Raw genomic sequence first — 14,600 nt, 5'->3', positions numbered from 1 at the left:
CACCTCAACTGGTGACGGAAGCGCCCATGGCAACAAGCTCAATCGGCCGCCCGGCCTGACCCCAGGCTTCGATCCCGCCCAGCAGCGGGCGAATATTCCGGAAGCCGGCGCGCTTGAGATGCAAGGCGGCGACTGCGGCGGAGGCCTCGTTCGGGCAGGAGCAATAGACGATGATCACCGCATCGCGCTCATATTGCCGGGCAAGCGCCGATATCTCGTCGGGACGCGCGCCGATCGAGCCCGGTATGATGCCCTCCTTGCTGCGGGCCTCGGCGGAGCGGACATCGAAAATGATCGGGTGCTCGCCCGCATCGATGAGGCCCGCGAGCTCCGGCGCGGAAATCCGCGCCATCCGCAGCCGCCGGATGAAGAGCTGCCGATCGACCAGGCGGTAGATGAAATAGAGAGCCAGAATGACGACGACGAGCACCGTGCCGAATTCTCCCCACCGGGTGATCGCCTGCAGGGCGGAATCGATGGCGTCATGGAAGATGCCGCCCAATACGACCGGAAGGGCGACATAAGCGAGCGCCCCGGTCCCGTCGAGCAGAAGGAATGTCGGAATGGCGAGCCTCGCGACGCCGCAGAGGAGGATCAGCACCAGGGCAAATCCCGGCACGAATTTCACGAAGAGAAGCGCCCTCGGTCCGTAATGGGCGAATCTGTCTTCCGTCTGGCGCACGCAATTGTCGCGCGCCAGGCTGAGCTTGCAGACAAGGGACAAGGCCCGGCGGCCGAACCGGGCGCCGATGGCATAGATCAGGAGATCGCCCATCACCACGCCCAGGGCCCCTATGGCCACGATCGGAACAAGGGAGTCGCCGCCGGCGTAGCTGAGGGCGCCGGCAACCAGGAGCACCGGATAGGACGGCAGCGGCAGGCCGAGCTGCTCGATGAAGGCGCTCGCGAAAACAATGGCCAACCCGTAATGTTGGACAAGGCTGATCAGGTCCTGCATGGACCCATGCTCCACCAATAACCGGAAGAGGTAAAGCTATGGCTCGGCATCGGGCTGCCGCAGGGGGTGTGCGGCGAGGAAGGCCGGCAATGTCTTGCAATGCGCGTCGACCGCCTCGATCTTCTTCAGATGCGATATGTCGACCTTGTAACGGCGTGCATTGAAGACCTGCGGGATGAGGCAGATATCGGCGAGGCTCGGCTGATCGCCGAAGCAGAAGCGCCCGCCCTCGATCATCGCCTCCACCGGCTCGAGACCGCCTTGCAGCAGCCAGTGGCGATACCATTCATCGACTTCGGCCTGGCTGCGGCCGAGAGGGCCTTTCAGATAACCGAGAACGCGCAGATTGTTGAGTGGATGGATATCGCAGGCGATCGCAAATGCGGCGGCGCGCGTTTTTGCGGCGAGAACAGGTTCGGCCGGAACCAGGCGCGGCTCGGGATGGATGGAATCCAGATAGTCGATGATGGCCAGCGACTGGGTCAGGATCGTTCCGTCATCGAGCTCGAGCGCCGGCACGAGGCCTTGCGGATTGCGGGCCCGAAAGGACGGCTGGTGTTGCTGGCCGCCATCCTTCAGCAGATGCACGCCGACCTGCTCGACCTCGATCCCCTTCAAATTGAGCGCGATGCGCACCCGATAGGCGGCGGAAGAGCGGAAGTAACCGTAGAGTTTCATTTCGCACTCTCCTGGCCGAGGCCCAGCGCCCGTTCGAGCGCGCCGATCGCCTTTTCCATGCGCCGCTCCTCGCTGTCGCCAAGCTGGTTCAGGAGCCTCCTTTCATAGTCGAGCACCAGAGGCTCGAGCTCGCGAAACAACCGCCGCCCGGAAGAAGTCAACCGAAGCCGGTATTCGCGCTTGTCTTCCTTCGACTGGACGCTCTCGATCAGGCCGCGGTCTTCCAAGGCCTCCACCGCCCGGCTGATCGTCGATTTGTGGGTGCGGGTCGAGGCGACAATGGCGCGTGCGGTCCAGTCGCCGCCCGCCGACAAGGTGGCGAGCACCCGCCATTGCGGAATGTCGATCTGGAAACGCTCGGCATAAAGGGCGGACAACTGCTCCGATATTTCCGCCGCCAGACGGTTCAGGCGGAAGGGCAGGAAGCGGGCGAGCTCAAAGGCGGGCATGGCGGCATCTTGACATAACTAGTTTCAGATGCAACTATTAACTGGTTTCATACGCAACCATTATTCGGGAGGCGCCCATGAAAAGCGCGATCCTTCACGGCTACATGCCGGGCTTCGGCAATGATTTCGAGACCGAGGCGCTGCCCGGCGCCCTGCCGCATGGCCAGAATTCGCCGCAGGCTTGCGCCTATGGGCTCTATGCCGAGCAATTGTCGGGCTCGCCCTTTACCGCGCCCCGCGGCATCAATGAGCGCTCCTGGCTCTACCGCATGCGTCCCTCGGTCAGGCATACCGGGCGGTTCGGCAAAGCGAGCCTGCCCTTCTGGAAGACCGCCCCTTGCCTCGATGACCATGACCTCCCCATCGGCCAGTTGCGCTGGGGACCGCCGCCCATGCCGAATGAGGGCACAAACTTCATTTCCGGCATACGCACCATGACGACGGCGGGCGATGTCAACACCCAGACCGGCATGGCGGCCTCCGTCTATCTCGTCAACCAGTCGATGATCGATGAGTATTTCTTCAATGCCGATGGCGAGATGCTGGTGGTGCCGCAGTCGGGGGGCTTGCGCTTCTTCACCGAGCTCGGCCGCATCGAGGTGACACCGGGCGAGATCTGCGTCATCCCGCGCGGCATGAAGTTCCGCGCCGAGCTGCTCGACGGTCCGGCGCGCGGCTATCTCTGCGAGAATTACGGCGCCAAGTTCACGCTTCCCGACCGCGGACCGATCGGCGCCAACTGCCTCGCCAATCCGCGCGACTTCAAGACACCGGTCGCCGCCTATGAAGACAAGGAGACGCCCTCCGAGCTCACGGTCAAATGGTGCGGCAAGTTCTACAAGACGAAGATCGGCCATTCGCCGCTCGATGTCGTAGCCTGGCACGGCAATTACGCGCCTTACAAATATGACCTGCGCACCTTCTCACCTGTGGGCGCCATCCTGTTCGACCATCCCGATCCCTCGATCTTCACGGTGATGACGGCGCCTTCTGGCGAAGAAGGCACGGCCAATGTCGATTTCGTCATCTTCCCCGAGCGCTGGTCGGTCGCCGAACACTCCTTCCGGCCGCCCTGGTATCACATGAACATCATGTCGGAATTCATGGGCCTCATTTACGGGCAATATGACGCCAAGCCCGAGGGCTTCGTGCCGGGCGGCATCAGCCTGCACAACTGCATGCTGCCGCATGGCCCCGATGCAACGGCCTTCGAGAAGGCGAGCACCGTCGAGCTCAAGCCGCACAAGCTCACCAACACGCTCGCCTTCATGTTCGAGACGCGTTATCCGCAGCATCTCACTTCCTATGCGGCAAGCGTCGAGACCTTGCAGACCGACTATATCGACTGCTGGACCGGGCTCGACAAGAGATTCACCGGCACCCCATGAAGCTCGCGACCATCAGCGACGGGACGCGGGATGGCCGCCTGGTCGTGGTTGCGCGCGATCTCACCCGCGCGACACAGGCCTTCAATATCGCGCCCACCTTGCAATCGGCGCTCGACGACTGGGACCGCATATCGCCCAGGCTCGCGGATCTGGCGGAAGCGCTCGAACATGGCGCGGTGCCGTCGATGCGCTTCCATGAGCATGACTGCGCCTCACCCCTGCCCCGCGCCTATCAATGGGCGGACGGCTCGGCCTATGTGAACCATGTCGAGCTGGTGCGCAAAGCGCGCGGCGCCGAAATGCCCGAAAGCTTCTGGAGCGATCCCCTGATGTATCAGGGCGGGTCGGATTCCTTCTCAGGCCCGCGCGATCCGATCAGGATGGCGGACGAGGCTTGGGGCATCGACATGGAAGGCGAGATCACGGTGGTGACGGGCGATGTGCCCATGGGCATCACGCCGCAGGAGGCCCGCAATCGCATCCGGCTGGTGATGCTGGTGAATGATGTCTCCTTACGCGGGCTGATCCCGGCCGAGCTCGCCAAGGGCTTCGGCTTCTTCCAGTCGAAGCCCTCATCGGCCTTCTCGCCCGTCGCCGTGACGCCGGACGAACTGGGCGATGCCTGGGATGGGGCGAAGCTCCATCTGCCGCTTCATGTCGATCTCAACGGCAAGGCTTTCGGACGCGCCGATGCCGGAAAGGACATGACCTTCGATTTCGGCCAGCTCATCGCGCATGCGGCGAAGACGAGGCCCCTTGCCGCAGGCTCGATCGTGGGCTCCGGCACCGTGTCGAACAAGGACCAGGATGGCGGGCCCGGACGCCCGGTCGGCGACGGCGGGCGCGGCTATTCCTGCATCGCCGAGCTGCGCATGATCGAGACCATCCGCGATGGCGCGCCCAGGACGCCGTTCCTGCGCTTCGGCGATGAGATCCGGATCGAGATGCTCGATCGCAAGGGCCGCACGATCTTCGGCGCCATCGAGCAGAAGGTGGAGAAGGCGTAATCATAATGCCCCTCCCCCTTGCGGGGAGGGGAATATGAGGCCGGGCGTGGCTGATGCTACAACAGCCCGTTATCCTTCATGATCCGAAGACTCTAGCGATAAGGATTTGCCCCCAAATACTAAGTTGGCGCGAATCCTTCCCGACGAAGTGATCCCACTTCGCCGGGATGCGCGCTGCCGATTCCTTTCGACAAGATTTTTGTAAAAAGACCTTGCATCCGGCTTCCTTTCGACATAATTTTTGTCAAAAGGAAGCCCGGCATGAATATCCGTGAACTTATCGCAGCGACCCAAATCACCGAACGCCAGGTCCGCTACCTGATTTCGGAAGGCTTCATGCCGCCGCCCGAAGGCGGGCGGGCGAATGCCTCCTATGGCCAAAATCACCTGGACGCCATCCAGCGCTACAACCGTCTACGTGACCTTGGCTTTCCGCCCGCCGCCATCAAGCTGATGCTGGAGGCAAAGGAGGGCATTCCCTTCCCGGTCACGCCTGACGTCACCCTCATCATTGCGCCTGGCCTGCTCAAGAGCGGAGCCGATCCCGAGCCGATCGCGGCCGCGGTCCAGTCGCTTCTCAAAGCTATCCTCAAGGAGAGTCCCGATGCCGACCGCTAACCCTGCGCTGCTGCGTGATCCTCTGCAGATTTTTCTCGAGAAGCGCGCGACGCCGTCCGCCCAGCGTCCCGTCCCCTTGGTCAGCACCGATTTCGCTGTCACCATCGAAGGCGGGCTCGCGATCGTCACGACGACGCGCGTCTTCCGCAATGAAGAGGAAAGTCCGATCGAAGCCACGCTCACCTTTCCGATGCCCGTTCATGCCACGCTCTTCGATCTCAAGGTCAGGGTGGGCGAGCGTGAGCTCACCGCCAAGGCCCATGCGCGCGACCGCGCCCGCGCGGTCTATGAAGATGCCATCGATCGCGGCAAATCGACGGTACTCCATGAAGAAGTCCTGCGCGGCATCCATATGCTCTCGGTGGCGAATATCCCCGCCGGTGCTGAGATCGAGGTCCGGACCCAATGGGTGACGACCCTCACCGTCATTTCGTCGGCAGGCCATTTGCGCATTCCGGTCACCGTTGGCGATGTCTATGGAAGTTCACCCCTTGCCGAATCGGACGATATCAAGATCGGCGGCCGGACCTTGTCCGGGACACTCGAGATCCATGCGTCCGCTGATGCCCGCATTCGTCTTGTCGGCGGATCACTCGAAGCTGGAAAAGCGCGGCTCCTCCTTAACCGGCCGATCGATCTCGTGGTCGAGAACTGGCGCCCGGGGGTCGTGGAGGGAATTGCCGCCGATGGCCGCGTTGTTCATCTCACTTTGCAGCCGGCGCCCGAGCGGGAAGCGCCGCTCGACCTTGCCATCCTGGTGGATCATTCCGGCTCGATGAAAGACCTGGTGCGCTCGTGGGCGCGGCCCTCGACCAAGCACGAACATGTGCTTGCGGCGCTCCGCCGGCTGGCCGCCAGGCTGTCGCCCGAAGACACCACCGACCTGTGGGAGTTCGACGACCATGTGCGCCATTTAGGTTCCGGCAAGCTCGGCGGGCTTGTCGATGGTCTTTCGCCGCCGGCAGGCGGAACGGAAATCGGCAGAGCCCTCGCCACCTCGATTGCGGGTTCATCGGCAGGCGACATCCTGCTGATCACCGATGGCAAGAGCCATGCGCTCGATGTTCAGGACCTGGCGCGAAGGGGACGAAGGATCAGCGTCGTCCTGGTCGGCGAGGACAGTCTTGAAGCGAATGTCGGCTATCTTGCCGCGCTCACCGGCGGCGACATTTTCGTCAGCGGCGGCGCCGATATCGGCGATCTCCTCGAAGCGGCGCTCGGCTCCGTGAAGGGCGGCGGTGGAGCCTTGAGCGAGAAGGATTTCCGGCGTTCCGGCATGATGGTGAAGGTGAGCCATGGCGCGTCACCTTCAGGCGCCGAACAGACGCTGCAAAAGCGCGCCGTCGCCGCCGCCGCTGCGAGCTTCCTGCTGCCGACTTTGACAAAGGACGTGGCGATGGCGCTTGCCGAGCGCGAAGGCATCGTATCGCATCTGACCAGCCTCGTCCTGGTGGATGAGGCGGGCGCCACGCAGGAGACGCTTCCCGGCCAGCGTCCGGTCGCCCTGCCGCTTCCCGCCGCATGCTCTCCGGCTCCGATGGACATCTTTGATGCGGCGCCCTCATCGCGCCGTTTCGCGCGGCGAGCGTCTGGTGCGCTGCAACCGGAAGGCTCCGTGGTCAAAAGACTGCGCAAGGCCGTGCAAAACTTCACATCGCAGATCCGCCCCCCGGCAATTGACTCCGCGCGCCAGATCGATTGGGCATCCGATCCTGCCCGGCTGATCGCCGGCGATCTTTCACAGCTGCCCGCCACCGTCGGGGAGATCCTGCTGGAGATGGCACAACGGGACAGCGTGAAGCGGTCCGCGGCGATGCTTGGGTTAACACCCCTGCTCCTGGTGATTGCCCTCCTCGCCCGTCAAGCCGGCCGTGCCGGCAATCGCGCGGCGGCCCGGGTCGCACACCGGTTGCTCGGGCAATGCGATGAGGTGCTGATCGAGAAGCACGCGCACTGTCTTGAGGCTTGAGCCGGCTACATTCCGGCGTAGCCGAATCTGAAATCGGTGAGGAGGGAGTAGAAGCTTCGCCACCGCACGCCCTCCAATTCGTCATCCCGGCGAAAGCCGGGATCCACTAAATTCCTTCGGTGCAAGCAGCGCTTCCCAGATTTCACTTATTCAGGGGATCCCGGCTTTCGCCGGGATGACGGACAAGGAAAGGCGCGCCGGTCAGCAAGTGGAAATTGAATCCCGAAGTGGCTTAAGTCCAACCGCGGACCATAAAAAGCAGAGCAACGGAAATCACAGCGATCATAAATGGATATCCCACGAGCAATCTCAACTTATTCGGCATGGGTCCAGTCGCCGCGCCAGCGAATCCGTAATGCAAATTACGACCGCTAGGCTTTGAAAAATCCCAGCCGCTGCTCCAATAGAATCTCAAATCAACAAAAGCATTCCACAGAAGTCGGACAAGAGCGATGCAAAGGAAGATGGCAAACCCAACCTCAAGATAAGCAAAGCTTGCCGGCTTATCTTCAGTGGTCATTGGCGCTTCACATACCCCACCTCAGCCCGGCCGTATGGACCGGCGCGTCCCAGCCCTTCGTCATCTCCTCGTCGAAGGCCGAGACCGTGAGCGAGCAGCCCGCCATGTCGAGCGAGGTGACATAGGAGCCGACCAGCGAGCGGCTGATCTTCACGCCGTGTTTCGCGAGCACGCCCGCGGCGGCGTGATACATGAGATAGAGCTCCATCGCCGGCGTGCCGCCGAAGCCATTGACGAAGAGCAGCACGCCCGTCTTCTTCGCTTCCGCCAGATCGCCCAGCATGGCGCCGATCATCTCCTCGGCGATCTGGTCGGCCGATTGCAGTTTCACCCGCCGGCGGCCGGGCTCGCCATGGATGCCGACGCCCATTTCCATCTCATCCTCGCCAATGGCAAAGGTCGGCTTGCCGGCGGCGGGCACGGTGCAGCTGGTCAGCGCCACACCCATCGAGCGGGTGCGCTTGTTGACCTTGTCGCCCAGGGCTTTCAGCGTCTTGAGATCGGCGCCTTCCTCCGCCGCATGGCCGACGATCTTCTCGACCACCAGCGTGCCGGCGACGCCGCGGCGGCCGGTCGTATATAAGGAATTCTCCACCGCCACATCGTCATCCGTGATCACCGTCTCGATGTCGCGGCCCGCCATTTCCTTCGCCATCTCGAAATTCATGAGGTCGCCCTCATAATTCTTGACGATGAAGAGAACGCCGGCGCCCTGGTCGACCGCCTCCGCGGCGGCGATCATCTGGTCGGGGGTCGGCGAGGTGAAGACCTGGCCGGGGCAAGCGGCATCGAGCATGCCATGGCCGACGAAGCCGCCATGCAAAGGCTCGTGGCCCGAGCCGCCGCCAGAGATCAGCGCCACCTTGCCGGCTTTCAGCGCCTTGCGGCGGATGAATTTGCGCTCATCGCCCAGCATCACAAGATCGGCATGCGCCGCGGCAAAGCCATCGAGGCTTTCGGGCAGCACGGTCTCGATCGCGTTGATGAGCTTCTTCATCGGCGTTTCCCCTTTTGCGGTTCGTCTTCGATCAGCTTCGCCACCTGGCGGACGAAATCGCTGATCAGCGTATGGAGCCTGGCATTCCTGTCGTCATCACCGAGATCGGGCAGATAAACGGTATGCGCCTTCACCTTGTGCGCGGCATGGATCGGCGCCGGCCGGTTGGGATGGGCGGCGAGATAAAGCCCCAGAAAATTCTTCCGCTCTTCCAGCGAGAAATGGCAGACCTCGAAGATGATATCGAGATGGGCGACCGGGATCGGCACCGCATAGGAGGGGTTGGTGATCTGCGAGACGAAGCTGCGGTTCTTGCCGAGCGCCGCGGCCAGGCGCTGGCGCGTGCCGGACGGCCTGCGATCGATCACATCGTTGAGAAGCTTCTTATAGGCGGCAACCGCGGCCGGGGTCTGCAGTTGCGGCTCGGCCATCACCCGATCTCCGCCAGCGCCGCCTTCACCCGCGCGATGGAAGCGGGCGACACGGAGAGGGTGCGCAGCCCTGCGGCGATGAGCGCCTTCAGGTGACGCGGCTCGCTCGCCATGTCGCCGCACAGGCTGACCGGGATATCATGCTCGCGTCCATAGCGCGCGACATTCTCGATGAGGCGCAGCACCGCCGGATGCGCCGGATCGCTCAGGGAGGCGACGGAGGTTTCATCGCGCGCCGCGGCCATCACATATTGGGTGAGATCGTTGGAGCCGATCGAGAAGAAATCCGCCGCGGCCAGGAGCTCTGGCGCCACCGCCACCGCCGGCACTTCCACCATGATGCCGAGCGGCGGCCGTTTCGCTTCGCTGCCCTGGCGCGCAAGATCAGCCATCACGCGATCGAGCAGCGTAGCCGTCTGGGCCAGCTCGCTGGCGACAGTGATCATCGGCACCATGATCTTGAGATTGCCATGCACCGCCGCGCGCGCCAAAGCGCGCAACTGCGTTATGAACACGTCTTCGCGTTCGAGCGTCAGGCGTATGCCGCGCAGGCCCAGAAACGGGTTGCGCTCGCCTTCCGGCGTCAGGCCGGTGATCGGCTTGTCGCCGCCAATATCGAGGGTGCGGATGGTGACCGGTTTCTCACCCGCCCATTCGAGGAAGCGGCGATAGGCCTGATATTGCATCTCCTCGTCCGGCAAGGGCTTGCCGTCGCGAAACAGGAATTCCGAGCGCATCAGGCCGATGCCGTCGCAATGGCCGCTGTCCAGATGATCGAGCTCGTCGGCGCCTGCGACATTGATGAGAAGCTCGATGCGCGAGCCATCCTTCAGCCGCGCCGGCTTGTCGAGGAAAAGCGCGTCCCGCTCACGCTGCGCCGCCAGCTCGCCGGCTTTCTTCGACCAGAGCCGCTTCTGCGCACCATCCGGACTCAGTACCAGCAGTCCACTGGCGCCATCGATCACCGCTTCGGCATGGCCGTTGCTGACAATGTCACCAAGGCCCACCACCATCGGGATGCCTCGCGATCGCGCCAATATGGCGACATGGCTCGACGGGCTGCCCTGGCTCAGAGCGATGGCGCCGCCCTGCGACCAGTCGGCTTCGAGAAACAAGGAGGGCGGAACATCATCGCCAATCAATATGGCGCCGGCTTGCGCCTGATGCGTATCCTGACCGCTCAACTGGCGCAGCACACGGTCGCGCATGTCTTTCAGATCGGCGGCGCGGGCCCGGAAATAATCGTCATCCGACATCTCATAGCCGACGATCTCGGCATCGACCGTCTTGCGCCAGGCGAGATCCGCAGGTCTGCCCTGTGCGATCAGGCTGCGTGCCGGCTCGAGTAGCGCATCGTCCTCGAGAAGTGCGATCTGGAAGGCCAGCATTTCCGCGGCTTCACCTTCAGCGGTCTCGGTGAGCGATGCCAATCCGGCAACCGCCAGCGCAACTGCTTCATCGAAGGCCCGGCGCTCGATGGCGGGATCGCCCGAGGCCCGGCGCTCGGCCGCAGCCGAACTCAGGAAGCAGATCGGGCCCGTAAAAATCCCGTCCGAAGCGGGCTTGCCCTTGAGCTCAACCGGATGCCGCATGGGCTGCATCCTCATCGAAGTCCCGTTCGACCAGGCCTCTGAGCGCGTCGACAGCGGAAGCGGCGTCACCGCCGCTCGCCCGCAGATAAAGCGTCGAATCCTGCTTCGCCTTCATGGCCATGACCTTGACGATGCTCTTGGCATCGATCCACGGCCCCTCAGGCGAGCCTGAGATCTGGATCGTCGAGGCGAAGGTCTTGGCGAGCTTGGTGAGCTTCACCGAGGGCCTTGCATGCAGGCCGACCTCATGCCTGATCACGACCGAAGATGATTTCCAGTCATTCATTGCGGCGACAGCTCCTCGGCAGTGCGCCGGACGTCCTCGAGCGAGGCGCCGCCCCAGGCTTCGGTCGCCGCCATCACGGCGCCCTCGACGATCGGGGCGTTGCAGATCACTACCTTTCCCTGCCTTTCGGGATCGAGCATCTCGACCGCCATTTCGCTGTTGGTCTCAGCACCACCCAGATCGACCAGGATGGCGACACCTTTCTCCGACCAGGCTTCATCGATCGCCTTCAGGATCTTCGCCACATCGGTGCCAAGCCCGCCATCGGGATTGCCGCCGCAATAGCCCAGAGGCACGTCCTCGCCCACCATCTGGCGAACCATGTCAGCGGTGCCCCGCGCCACATCGGGCGAGTGCGAGACGATGACGATGCCGACCTTGTCGTTAGCCCGCATTTCTCACACTCCACATGGCCTGCATTGATTGCACTCTTCCATACATTGCCATCCCGGCGAAAGCCGGGACCCCCTGAATAAGTGCAACGCGGGAGGTGCTGCTCAACTGGAAAGAATTTAATGGGCCCCGGCTTTCGCCGGGGTGACGGGTGGTTGGTGGGGCCGAGATCAGATGCATTTTCATCCCTTATCTTCCAGCCCATCACATATCGCGGTGATCATCAATTCGCTCGAGCGCGCGCCCGGATCCATATGGCCGATCGAGCGCTCGCCCAGAAAGGACGCCCGCCCCTTGATCGCCTTCATGGGCACGGTCGCCTCGGCACGGTCATGGGCGAGTTTGCGCACGCTGTCAAAGGTCGCCGATCCATTGCCCAGATGCCGGGCGACGGGACCAAGGACATCGAGCATGGTCTTGTTGTCGAAATCGGCCTTGCCGCGCGCCTTGACCGCCTCGACCGCGGCGGTGAGAGCCCTGGCCGCATCGGCGAGCGAAGGCTCGGCCGGCAATTCCTTGCCAAGGGTCATAAAGAGAGTGCCGTAGAGCGGGCCGGAGGCGCCGCCCACTTTCATCACCAGCGTCATGCCTATGGCCTTCAGCGCCTCGGGCAGCGGCTTCGCCAGGATATTCACTTTGTCGGCCAGCACAGCCTCAAAGCCGCGCTTCATATTGAGGCCGTGATCGGCATCGCCAATGGCCGAATCGAGCGCCGTCAATTCCTCCGCATGGGCGATGAGGCGCTCAGCCACGACATCCAGCATTTTGCCGAGATCCGGCATTCTCACGCACTCCTCAGTCTGACGCCCCGGGCATCGAAATAAAGCGGCTTCATCAGCTCCACCGCCACCTGGTCACCGGATTTGAACGGCGTATCGGGCGGCGTCAAGGTGGTGATCTGGTGCTCGCCCAGGCGCAAATGCAAATGGTTCTGGTCGCCCAGATGTTCCACCCATTCGACGAGAGCCTGGCCGCTCCGGTCCTTCTTCAGCCCCAGATGCTCGGTGCGGGCGCCCACCGTCACCGCGTTCCGGGGCAAGGCGCCATTGGGCAGCAGTCCGGCGGGCAGGAGATTGATCTGCGGCTGGCCGAAACGCTGGGCGACATAGACCGAATCCGGGTCTTCATAGATCTCGCGCGGGCTTCCCACCTGGATGAGGCTCCCCTTGTCGATGACGCCGATCCGGTTAGCCATGGTCATGGCCTCGATCTGGTCATGCGTGACATAAAGAATGGTGGCGCCCAGATCCTGCTGGATGCGCTTCAGCTCAAGGCGGAGATCGCCGCGCAATTTGGCGTCGAGCGAGGAGAGCGGCTCGTCCATCAGATAGATGGCGGGGCTCCTCACCAGGGCGCGGCCAATGGCGACGCGCTGCATCTCGCCGCCCGACAATTGCGTCGACTTGTTCTTGAGCTTGTGGGCGATGCGCAGCAGCGAGGCCACGTCCTCGACGCGCTTCCTTATTTCGGGCTCGGCCACGCGGCGCGCCGGGCTGCGCAAGGGAAAGGCCAGATTGTCGAAGACGCTCAAATGCGGATAGAGCGAATATTGCTGGAAGACGAAGGTGACGTCGCGCGATGCGGGCTCGAGGTCTTGCGCATTGCGGCCGTCGATCCATACTTCGCCCTGGTCCGGCTTCTCCAGCCCGGCGACGATGCGCAAGGTCGTCGTCTTGCCGGCGCCCGTCGGCCCCAGCAGCACCGTGAACTGGCCATCTGCGATCTCGAGCGACAGGCCGTCGATCGCCGTCACCGACTTGAAGCGCTTGCTGACATTGCGCAGCGAAATGTCAGCCATGCGGCCCTCCACCACCCGCCAACGCCGGGTTTCCCCTTCTCCCGCTTGCGGGAGAAGGTGGCCGAAGGCCGGATGAGGGTGTTCTTACAATGTGATGACTGCGCGTCGTTTCTGAGGAGATCGCTCGGAACAAGCATTTCGACTGTGAAGAAGCTGTACCAACACCCTCATCCGGCCTGTCGGCCACCTTCTCCCGCAAGCGGGAGAAGGGAAAGCCTGAGAGAGCGCCAGGGCTCAATCGAAGCAGTTCGGCACGCATCACATTCCCCCCGATGCCTGCGCATCATGCAAGGCCGAGCGGATGACGCGGCCCGAGCCCTTGTCGAAGAGCGACAGGCGGTCGCCCAGGAAAGTCAGCCCGACCTGCTCGCCGCTTTTCACATGGAGGCTCGCCGGCACTTTCACCTTCACCCGCCCTTGAGGCACTTTCACGGTCACGATCTGCATGGTGCCAAGATATTCGGTGCCGAAGACTTCGCCGCGATAGGCCGAAGCATCATCGAAGCGGATATGTTCCGGCCTCGCGCCCAGCACGATCTCCTCGGCCGGCGCATCCTCGCGCATTTCCGGAATGGCGATGCTGGCGCCCGAGACCGCGAGCGTCTTCGCGCCCTTGGCGAGCCGATCGCCGACGGGAATGAGATTCATCGACGGCGAGCCGACGAAATCGGCGACGAACATGGTGGCGGGGCGGTCATAGATCTCCTGCGGCGTGCCCAGTTGCTCGACCCGGCCGCTGTTCATGATGGCGATATGGTCGGCCATCGACATGGCCTCGAGCTGATCATGGGTCACATAGACGGTCGTCGCCTTGATGCGGTCGTGGAGATGACGCAGTTCCTCGCACATGAGATCACGGAATTCGGTGTCGAGCGTGCCCAGAGGCTCGTCCATGAGGAAGGCCAGCGGCCGGCGCACGATGGCGCGACCCAGCGCGACGCGCTGGCGGTCGCCGCCGGCGAGGCCCGACACGGATTTGTCGAGCAGATGATCGATGCGGAGCAGCTTCGCCGTCTCCTCGACGCGCGTCTTGATTTCGGCCCAGGGCACGTTTTGGCATACCAGCGGAAAGCCGATATTGCGTCTGACATTCATATGCGGATAAAGCGCGAAGAGCTGGAAGACGAAGGCGATGTCGCGCTCCGAGGCCCGCTTGAAGGCGACATCCTCGCCACCCAGCAGGATGCGCCCCGAGGTCGGCAGCTCGAGACCGGCGATCATGCGCAAGGTCGTCGTCTTGCCGCAGCCCGAGGGCCCGAGCAGGCAGAAGAAAGAGCCGTCCGGGATGGTGAAGCTCTGATCCTTCACCGCGATGAAATCGCCAAAGGCCTTGCGCAGGTTCTCGACGCGGATTTCAGCCATCGCTTATATCCCCCGCTCGTCATGACCAGGCCCCGATCTCCCTCCGCCGCGCGCAGCGCGGGGAGGGTGGCGCGAAGCGCCGGGTGGGGTCTCTCCACCGGGACATGTCCGATGATTGGCCTGAAGTGCTCGCAAATTGTCACGTTTGCGAGAC

Annotated in this window: 16 protein-coding genes; 4 read left to right on the top strand and 12 right to left on the bottom strand. The window is 63.2% G+C overall.

Annotation, left to right across the window (positions count from 1 at the left end; all coding sequences use genetic code 11):
- Positions 1-4: 4 nt before the first annotated feature.
- From DT068_RS04365 to DT068_RS04355, 3 genes are read right to left on the bottom strand one after another with little or no spacing between them, the layout of a single operon-like run.
- Positions 5-958 (bottom strand): DedA family protein/thiosulfate sulfurtransferase GlpE, encoded by a 954-nt coding sequence (locus DT068_RS04365; RefSeq protein ID WP_119388558.1) that lies wholly within the window; start codon positions 956-958, stop codon positions 5-7.
- A gap of 36 nt (positions 959-994) precedes the next feature.
- Positions 995-1,636 carry a maleylacetoacetate isomerase gene (gene maiA, locus DT068_RS04360; RefSeq protein ID WP_119388557.1) on the bottom strand — a complete coding sequence of 214 codons (642 nt, stop codon included), beginning with the start codon at positions 1,634-1,636 and terminating at the stop codon, positions 995-997.
- Entirely contained in the window at positions 1,633-2,085 is a 453-nt protein-coding gene (locus tag DT068_RS04355; protein WP_119388556.1) for a MarR family winged helix-turn-helix transcriptional regulator, read from the bottom strand. The genes maiA and DT068_RS04355 overlap by 4 nt, the downstream gene beginning before the upstream one ends.
- Before the next feature lie 77 nt (positions 2,086-2,162).
- Here DT068_RS04355 and hmgA point away from each other — a divergent pair, with 77 nt between their 5' ends.
- From hmgA to DT068_RS04335, 4 genes are all read left to right on the top strand, one after another.
- Positions 2,163-3,473 carry a homogentisate 1,2-dioxygenase gene (gene hmgA / locus DT068_RS04350; protein WP_119388555.1) on the top strand — a complete coding sequence of 437 codons (1,311 nt, stop codon included), beginning with the start codon at positions 2,163-2,165 and terminating at the stop codon, positions 3,471-3,473.
- Positions 3,470-4,480, top strand: a complete 1,011-nt coding sequence (locus DT068_RS04345; RefSeq protein WP_119388554.1) for a fumarylacetoacetate hydrolase family protein — start codon at positions 3,470-3,472, stop codon at positions 4,478-4,480. Before hmgA ends, DT068_RS04345 begins: the two co-directional genes overlap by 4 nt.
- 261 nt (positions 4,481-4,741) lie before the next feature.
- Positions 4,742-5,098 (top strand): helix-turn-helix domain-containing protein, encoded by a 357-nt coding sequence (locus DT068_RS04340; RefSeq protein WP_119388553.1) that lies wholly within the window; start codon positions 4,742-4,744, stop codon positions 5,096-5,098.
- Positions 5,085-7,067 (top strand): VIT domain-containing protein, encoded by a 1,983-nt coding sequence (locus tag DT068_RS04335; RefSeq protein ID WP_119388552.1) that lies wholly within the window; start codon positions 5,085-5,087, stop codon positions 7,065-7,067. The genes DT068_RS04340 and DT068_RS04335 overlap by 14 nt, the downstream gene beginning before the upstream one ends.
- A gap of 232 nt (positions 7,068-7,299) precedes the next feature.
- Here the strand turns inward: DT068_RS04335 and DT068_RS04330 are convergent, their stop codons facing one another.
- The 9 genes from DT068_RS04330 to DT068_RS04290 all read right to left on the bottom strand — a co-directional run bounded on the left by DT068_RS04330 (position 7,300) and on the right by DT068_RS04290 (position 14,446).
- Positions 7,300-7,587, bottom strand: coding sequence for a hypothetical protein (locus tag DT068_RS04330; protein ID WP_119388551.1), 288 nt, complete (start codon positions 7,585-7,587; stop codon positions 7,300-7,302).
- Positions 7,588-7,594: 7 nt separating this feature from the next.
- A complete protein-coding gene (gene dhaK / locus DT068_RS04325; RefSeq protein ID WP_119388550.1) occupies positions 7,595-8,584 on the bottom strand; it encodes a dihydroxyacetone kinase subunit DhaK in 990 nt (329 codons plus the stop codon).
- A complete protein-coding gene (locus DT068_RS04320; RefSeq protein ID WP_119388549.1) occupies positions 8,581-9,015 on the bottom strand; it encodes a hypothetical protein in 435 nt (144 codons plus the stop codon). Before DT068_RS04320 ends, dhaK begins: the two co-directional genes overlap by 4 nt.
- A complete protein-coding gene (ptsP, locus tag DT068_RS04315; protein WP_119388548.1) occupies positions 9,015-10,607 on the bottom strand; it encodes a phosphoenolpyruvate--protein phosphotransferase in 1,593 nt (530 codons plus the stop codon). Before ptsP ends, DT068_RS04320 begins: the two co-directional genes overlap by 1 nt.
- On the bottom strand, positions 10,591-10,893 hold the full coding sequence (locus DT068_RS04310) for an HPr family phosphocarrier protein (protein WP_119388547.1): 303 nt from the start codon (positions 10,891-10,893) through the stop codon (positions 10,591-10,593). Before DT068_RS04310 ends, ptsP begins: the two co-directional genes overlap by 17 nt.
- A complete protein-coding gene (gene dhaM / locus DT068_RS04305) occupies positions 10,890-11,288 on the bottom strand; it encodes a dihydroxyacetone kinase phosphoryl donor subunit DhaM (protein ID WP_119388546.1) in 399 nt (132 codons plus the stop codon). Before dhaM ends, DT068_RS04310 begins: the two co-directional genes overlap by 4 nt.
- 180 nt (positions 11,289-11,468) lie before the next feature.
- The gene (dhaL, locus tag DT068_RS04300) at positions 11,469-12,068 is read right to left on the bottom strand and encodes a dihydroxyacetone kinase subunit DhaL (RefSeq protein WP_119388545.1); all 600 of its coding nucleotides are present in this window, start codon (positions 12,066-12,068) and stop codon (positions 11,469-11,471) included.
- Between the two features lie 2 nt (positions 12,069-12,070).
- A complete protein-coding gene (locus DT068_RS04295; protein WP_119388809.1) occupies positions 12,071-13,084 on the bottom strand; it encodes an ABC transporter ATP-binding protein in 1,014 nt (337 codons plus the stop codon).
- Between the two features lie 258 nt (positions 13,085-13,342).
- A complete protein-coding gene (locus DT068_RS04290) occupies positions 13,343-14,446 on the bottom strand; it encodes an ABC transporter ATP-binding protein (protein ID WP_119388544.1) in 1,104 nt (367 codons plus the stop codon).
- Positions 14,447-14,600 lie beyond the last annotated feature (154 nt).

The organism is Taklimakanibacter lacteus, assembly GCA_003576695.1.
Lineage (GTDB): Bacteria > Pseudomonadota > Alphaproteobacteria > Rhizobiales > Aestuariivirgaceae > Taklimakanibacter > Taklimakanibacter lacteus.
The sequence above is the reverse complement of the archived record's forward strand: the minus strand, read 5'-3'. Positions and strand labels throughout refer to the sequence as shown.

Coding starts and splice junctions, on each gene's coding strand:
- DT068_RS04310 (WP_119388547.1), bottom strand. CDS start 10,893: ATGAATGACTGGAAATCATCTTCGGTCGTGATCAGGCATGAGGTCGGC.
- dhaM (WP_119388546.1), bottom strand. CDS start 11,288: ATGCGGGCTAACGACAAGGTCGGCATCGTCATCGTCTCGCACTCGCCC.
- DT068_RS04330 (WP_119388551.1), bottom strand. CDS start 7,587: ATGACCACTGAAGATAAGCCGGCAAGCTTTGCTTATCTTGAGGTTGGG.
- DT068_RS04345 (WP_119388554.1), top strand. CDS start 3,470: ATGAAGCTCGCGACCATCAGCGACGGGACGCGGGATGGCCGCCTGGTC.
- DT068_RS04295 (WP_119388809.1), bottom strand. CDS start 13,084: ATGGCTGACATTTCGCTGCGCAATGTCAGCAAGCGCTTCAAGTCGGTG.
- DT068_RS04355 (WP_119388556.1), bottom strand. CDS start 2,085: ATGCCCGCCTTTGAGCTCGCCCGCTTCCTGCCCTTCCGCCTGAACCGT.
- maiA (WP_119388557.1), bottom strand. CDS start 1,636: ATGAAACTCTACGGTTACTTCCGCTCTTCCGCCGCCTATCGGGTGCGC.
- ptsP (WP_119388548.1), bottom strand. CDS start 10,607: ATGCGGCATCCGGTTGAGCTCAAGGGCAAGCCCGCTTCGGACGGGATT.
- hmgA (WP_119388555.1), top strand. CDS start 2,163: ATGAAAAGCGCGATCCTTCACGGCTACATGCCGGGCTTCGGCAATGAT.
- DT068_RS04335 (WP_119388552.1), top strand. CDS start 5,085: ATGCCGACCGCTAACCCTGCGCTGCTGCGTGATCCTCTGCAGATTTTT.
- DT068_RS04340 (WP_119388553.1), top strand. CDS start 4,742: ATGAATATCCGTGAACTTATCGCAGCGACCCAAATCACCGAACGCCAG.
- dhaL (WP_119388545.1), bottom strand. CDS start 12,068: ATGCCGGATCTCGGCAAAATGCTGGATGTCGTGGCTGAGCGCCTCATC.
- DT068_RS04320 (WP_119388549.1), bottom strand. CDS start 9,015: ATGGCCGAGCCGCAACTGCAGACCCCGGCCGCGGTTGCCGCCTATAAG.
- DT068_RS04365 (WP_119388558.1), bottom strand. CDS start 958: ATGCAGGACCTGATCAGCCTTGTCCAACATTACGGGTTGGCCATTGTT.
- dhaK (WP_119388550.1), bottom strand. CDS start 8,584: ATGAAGAAGCTCATCAACGCGATCGAGACCGTGCTGCCCGAAAGCCTC.
- DT068_RS04290 (WP_119388544.1), bottom strand. CDS start 14,446: ATGGCTGAAATCCGCGTCGAGAACCTGCGCAAGGCCTTTGGCGATTTC.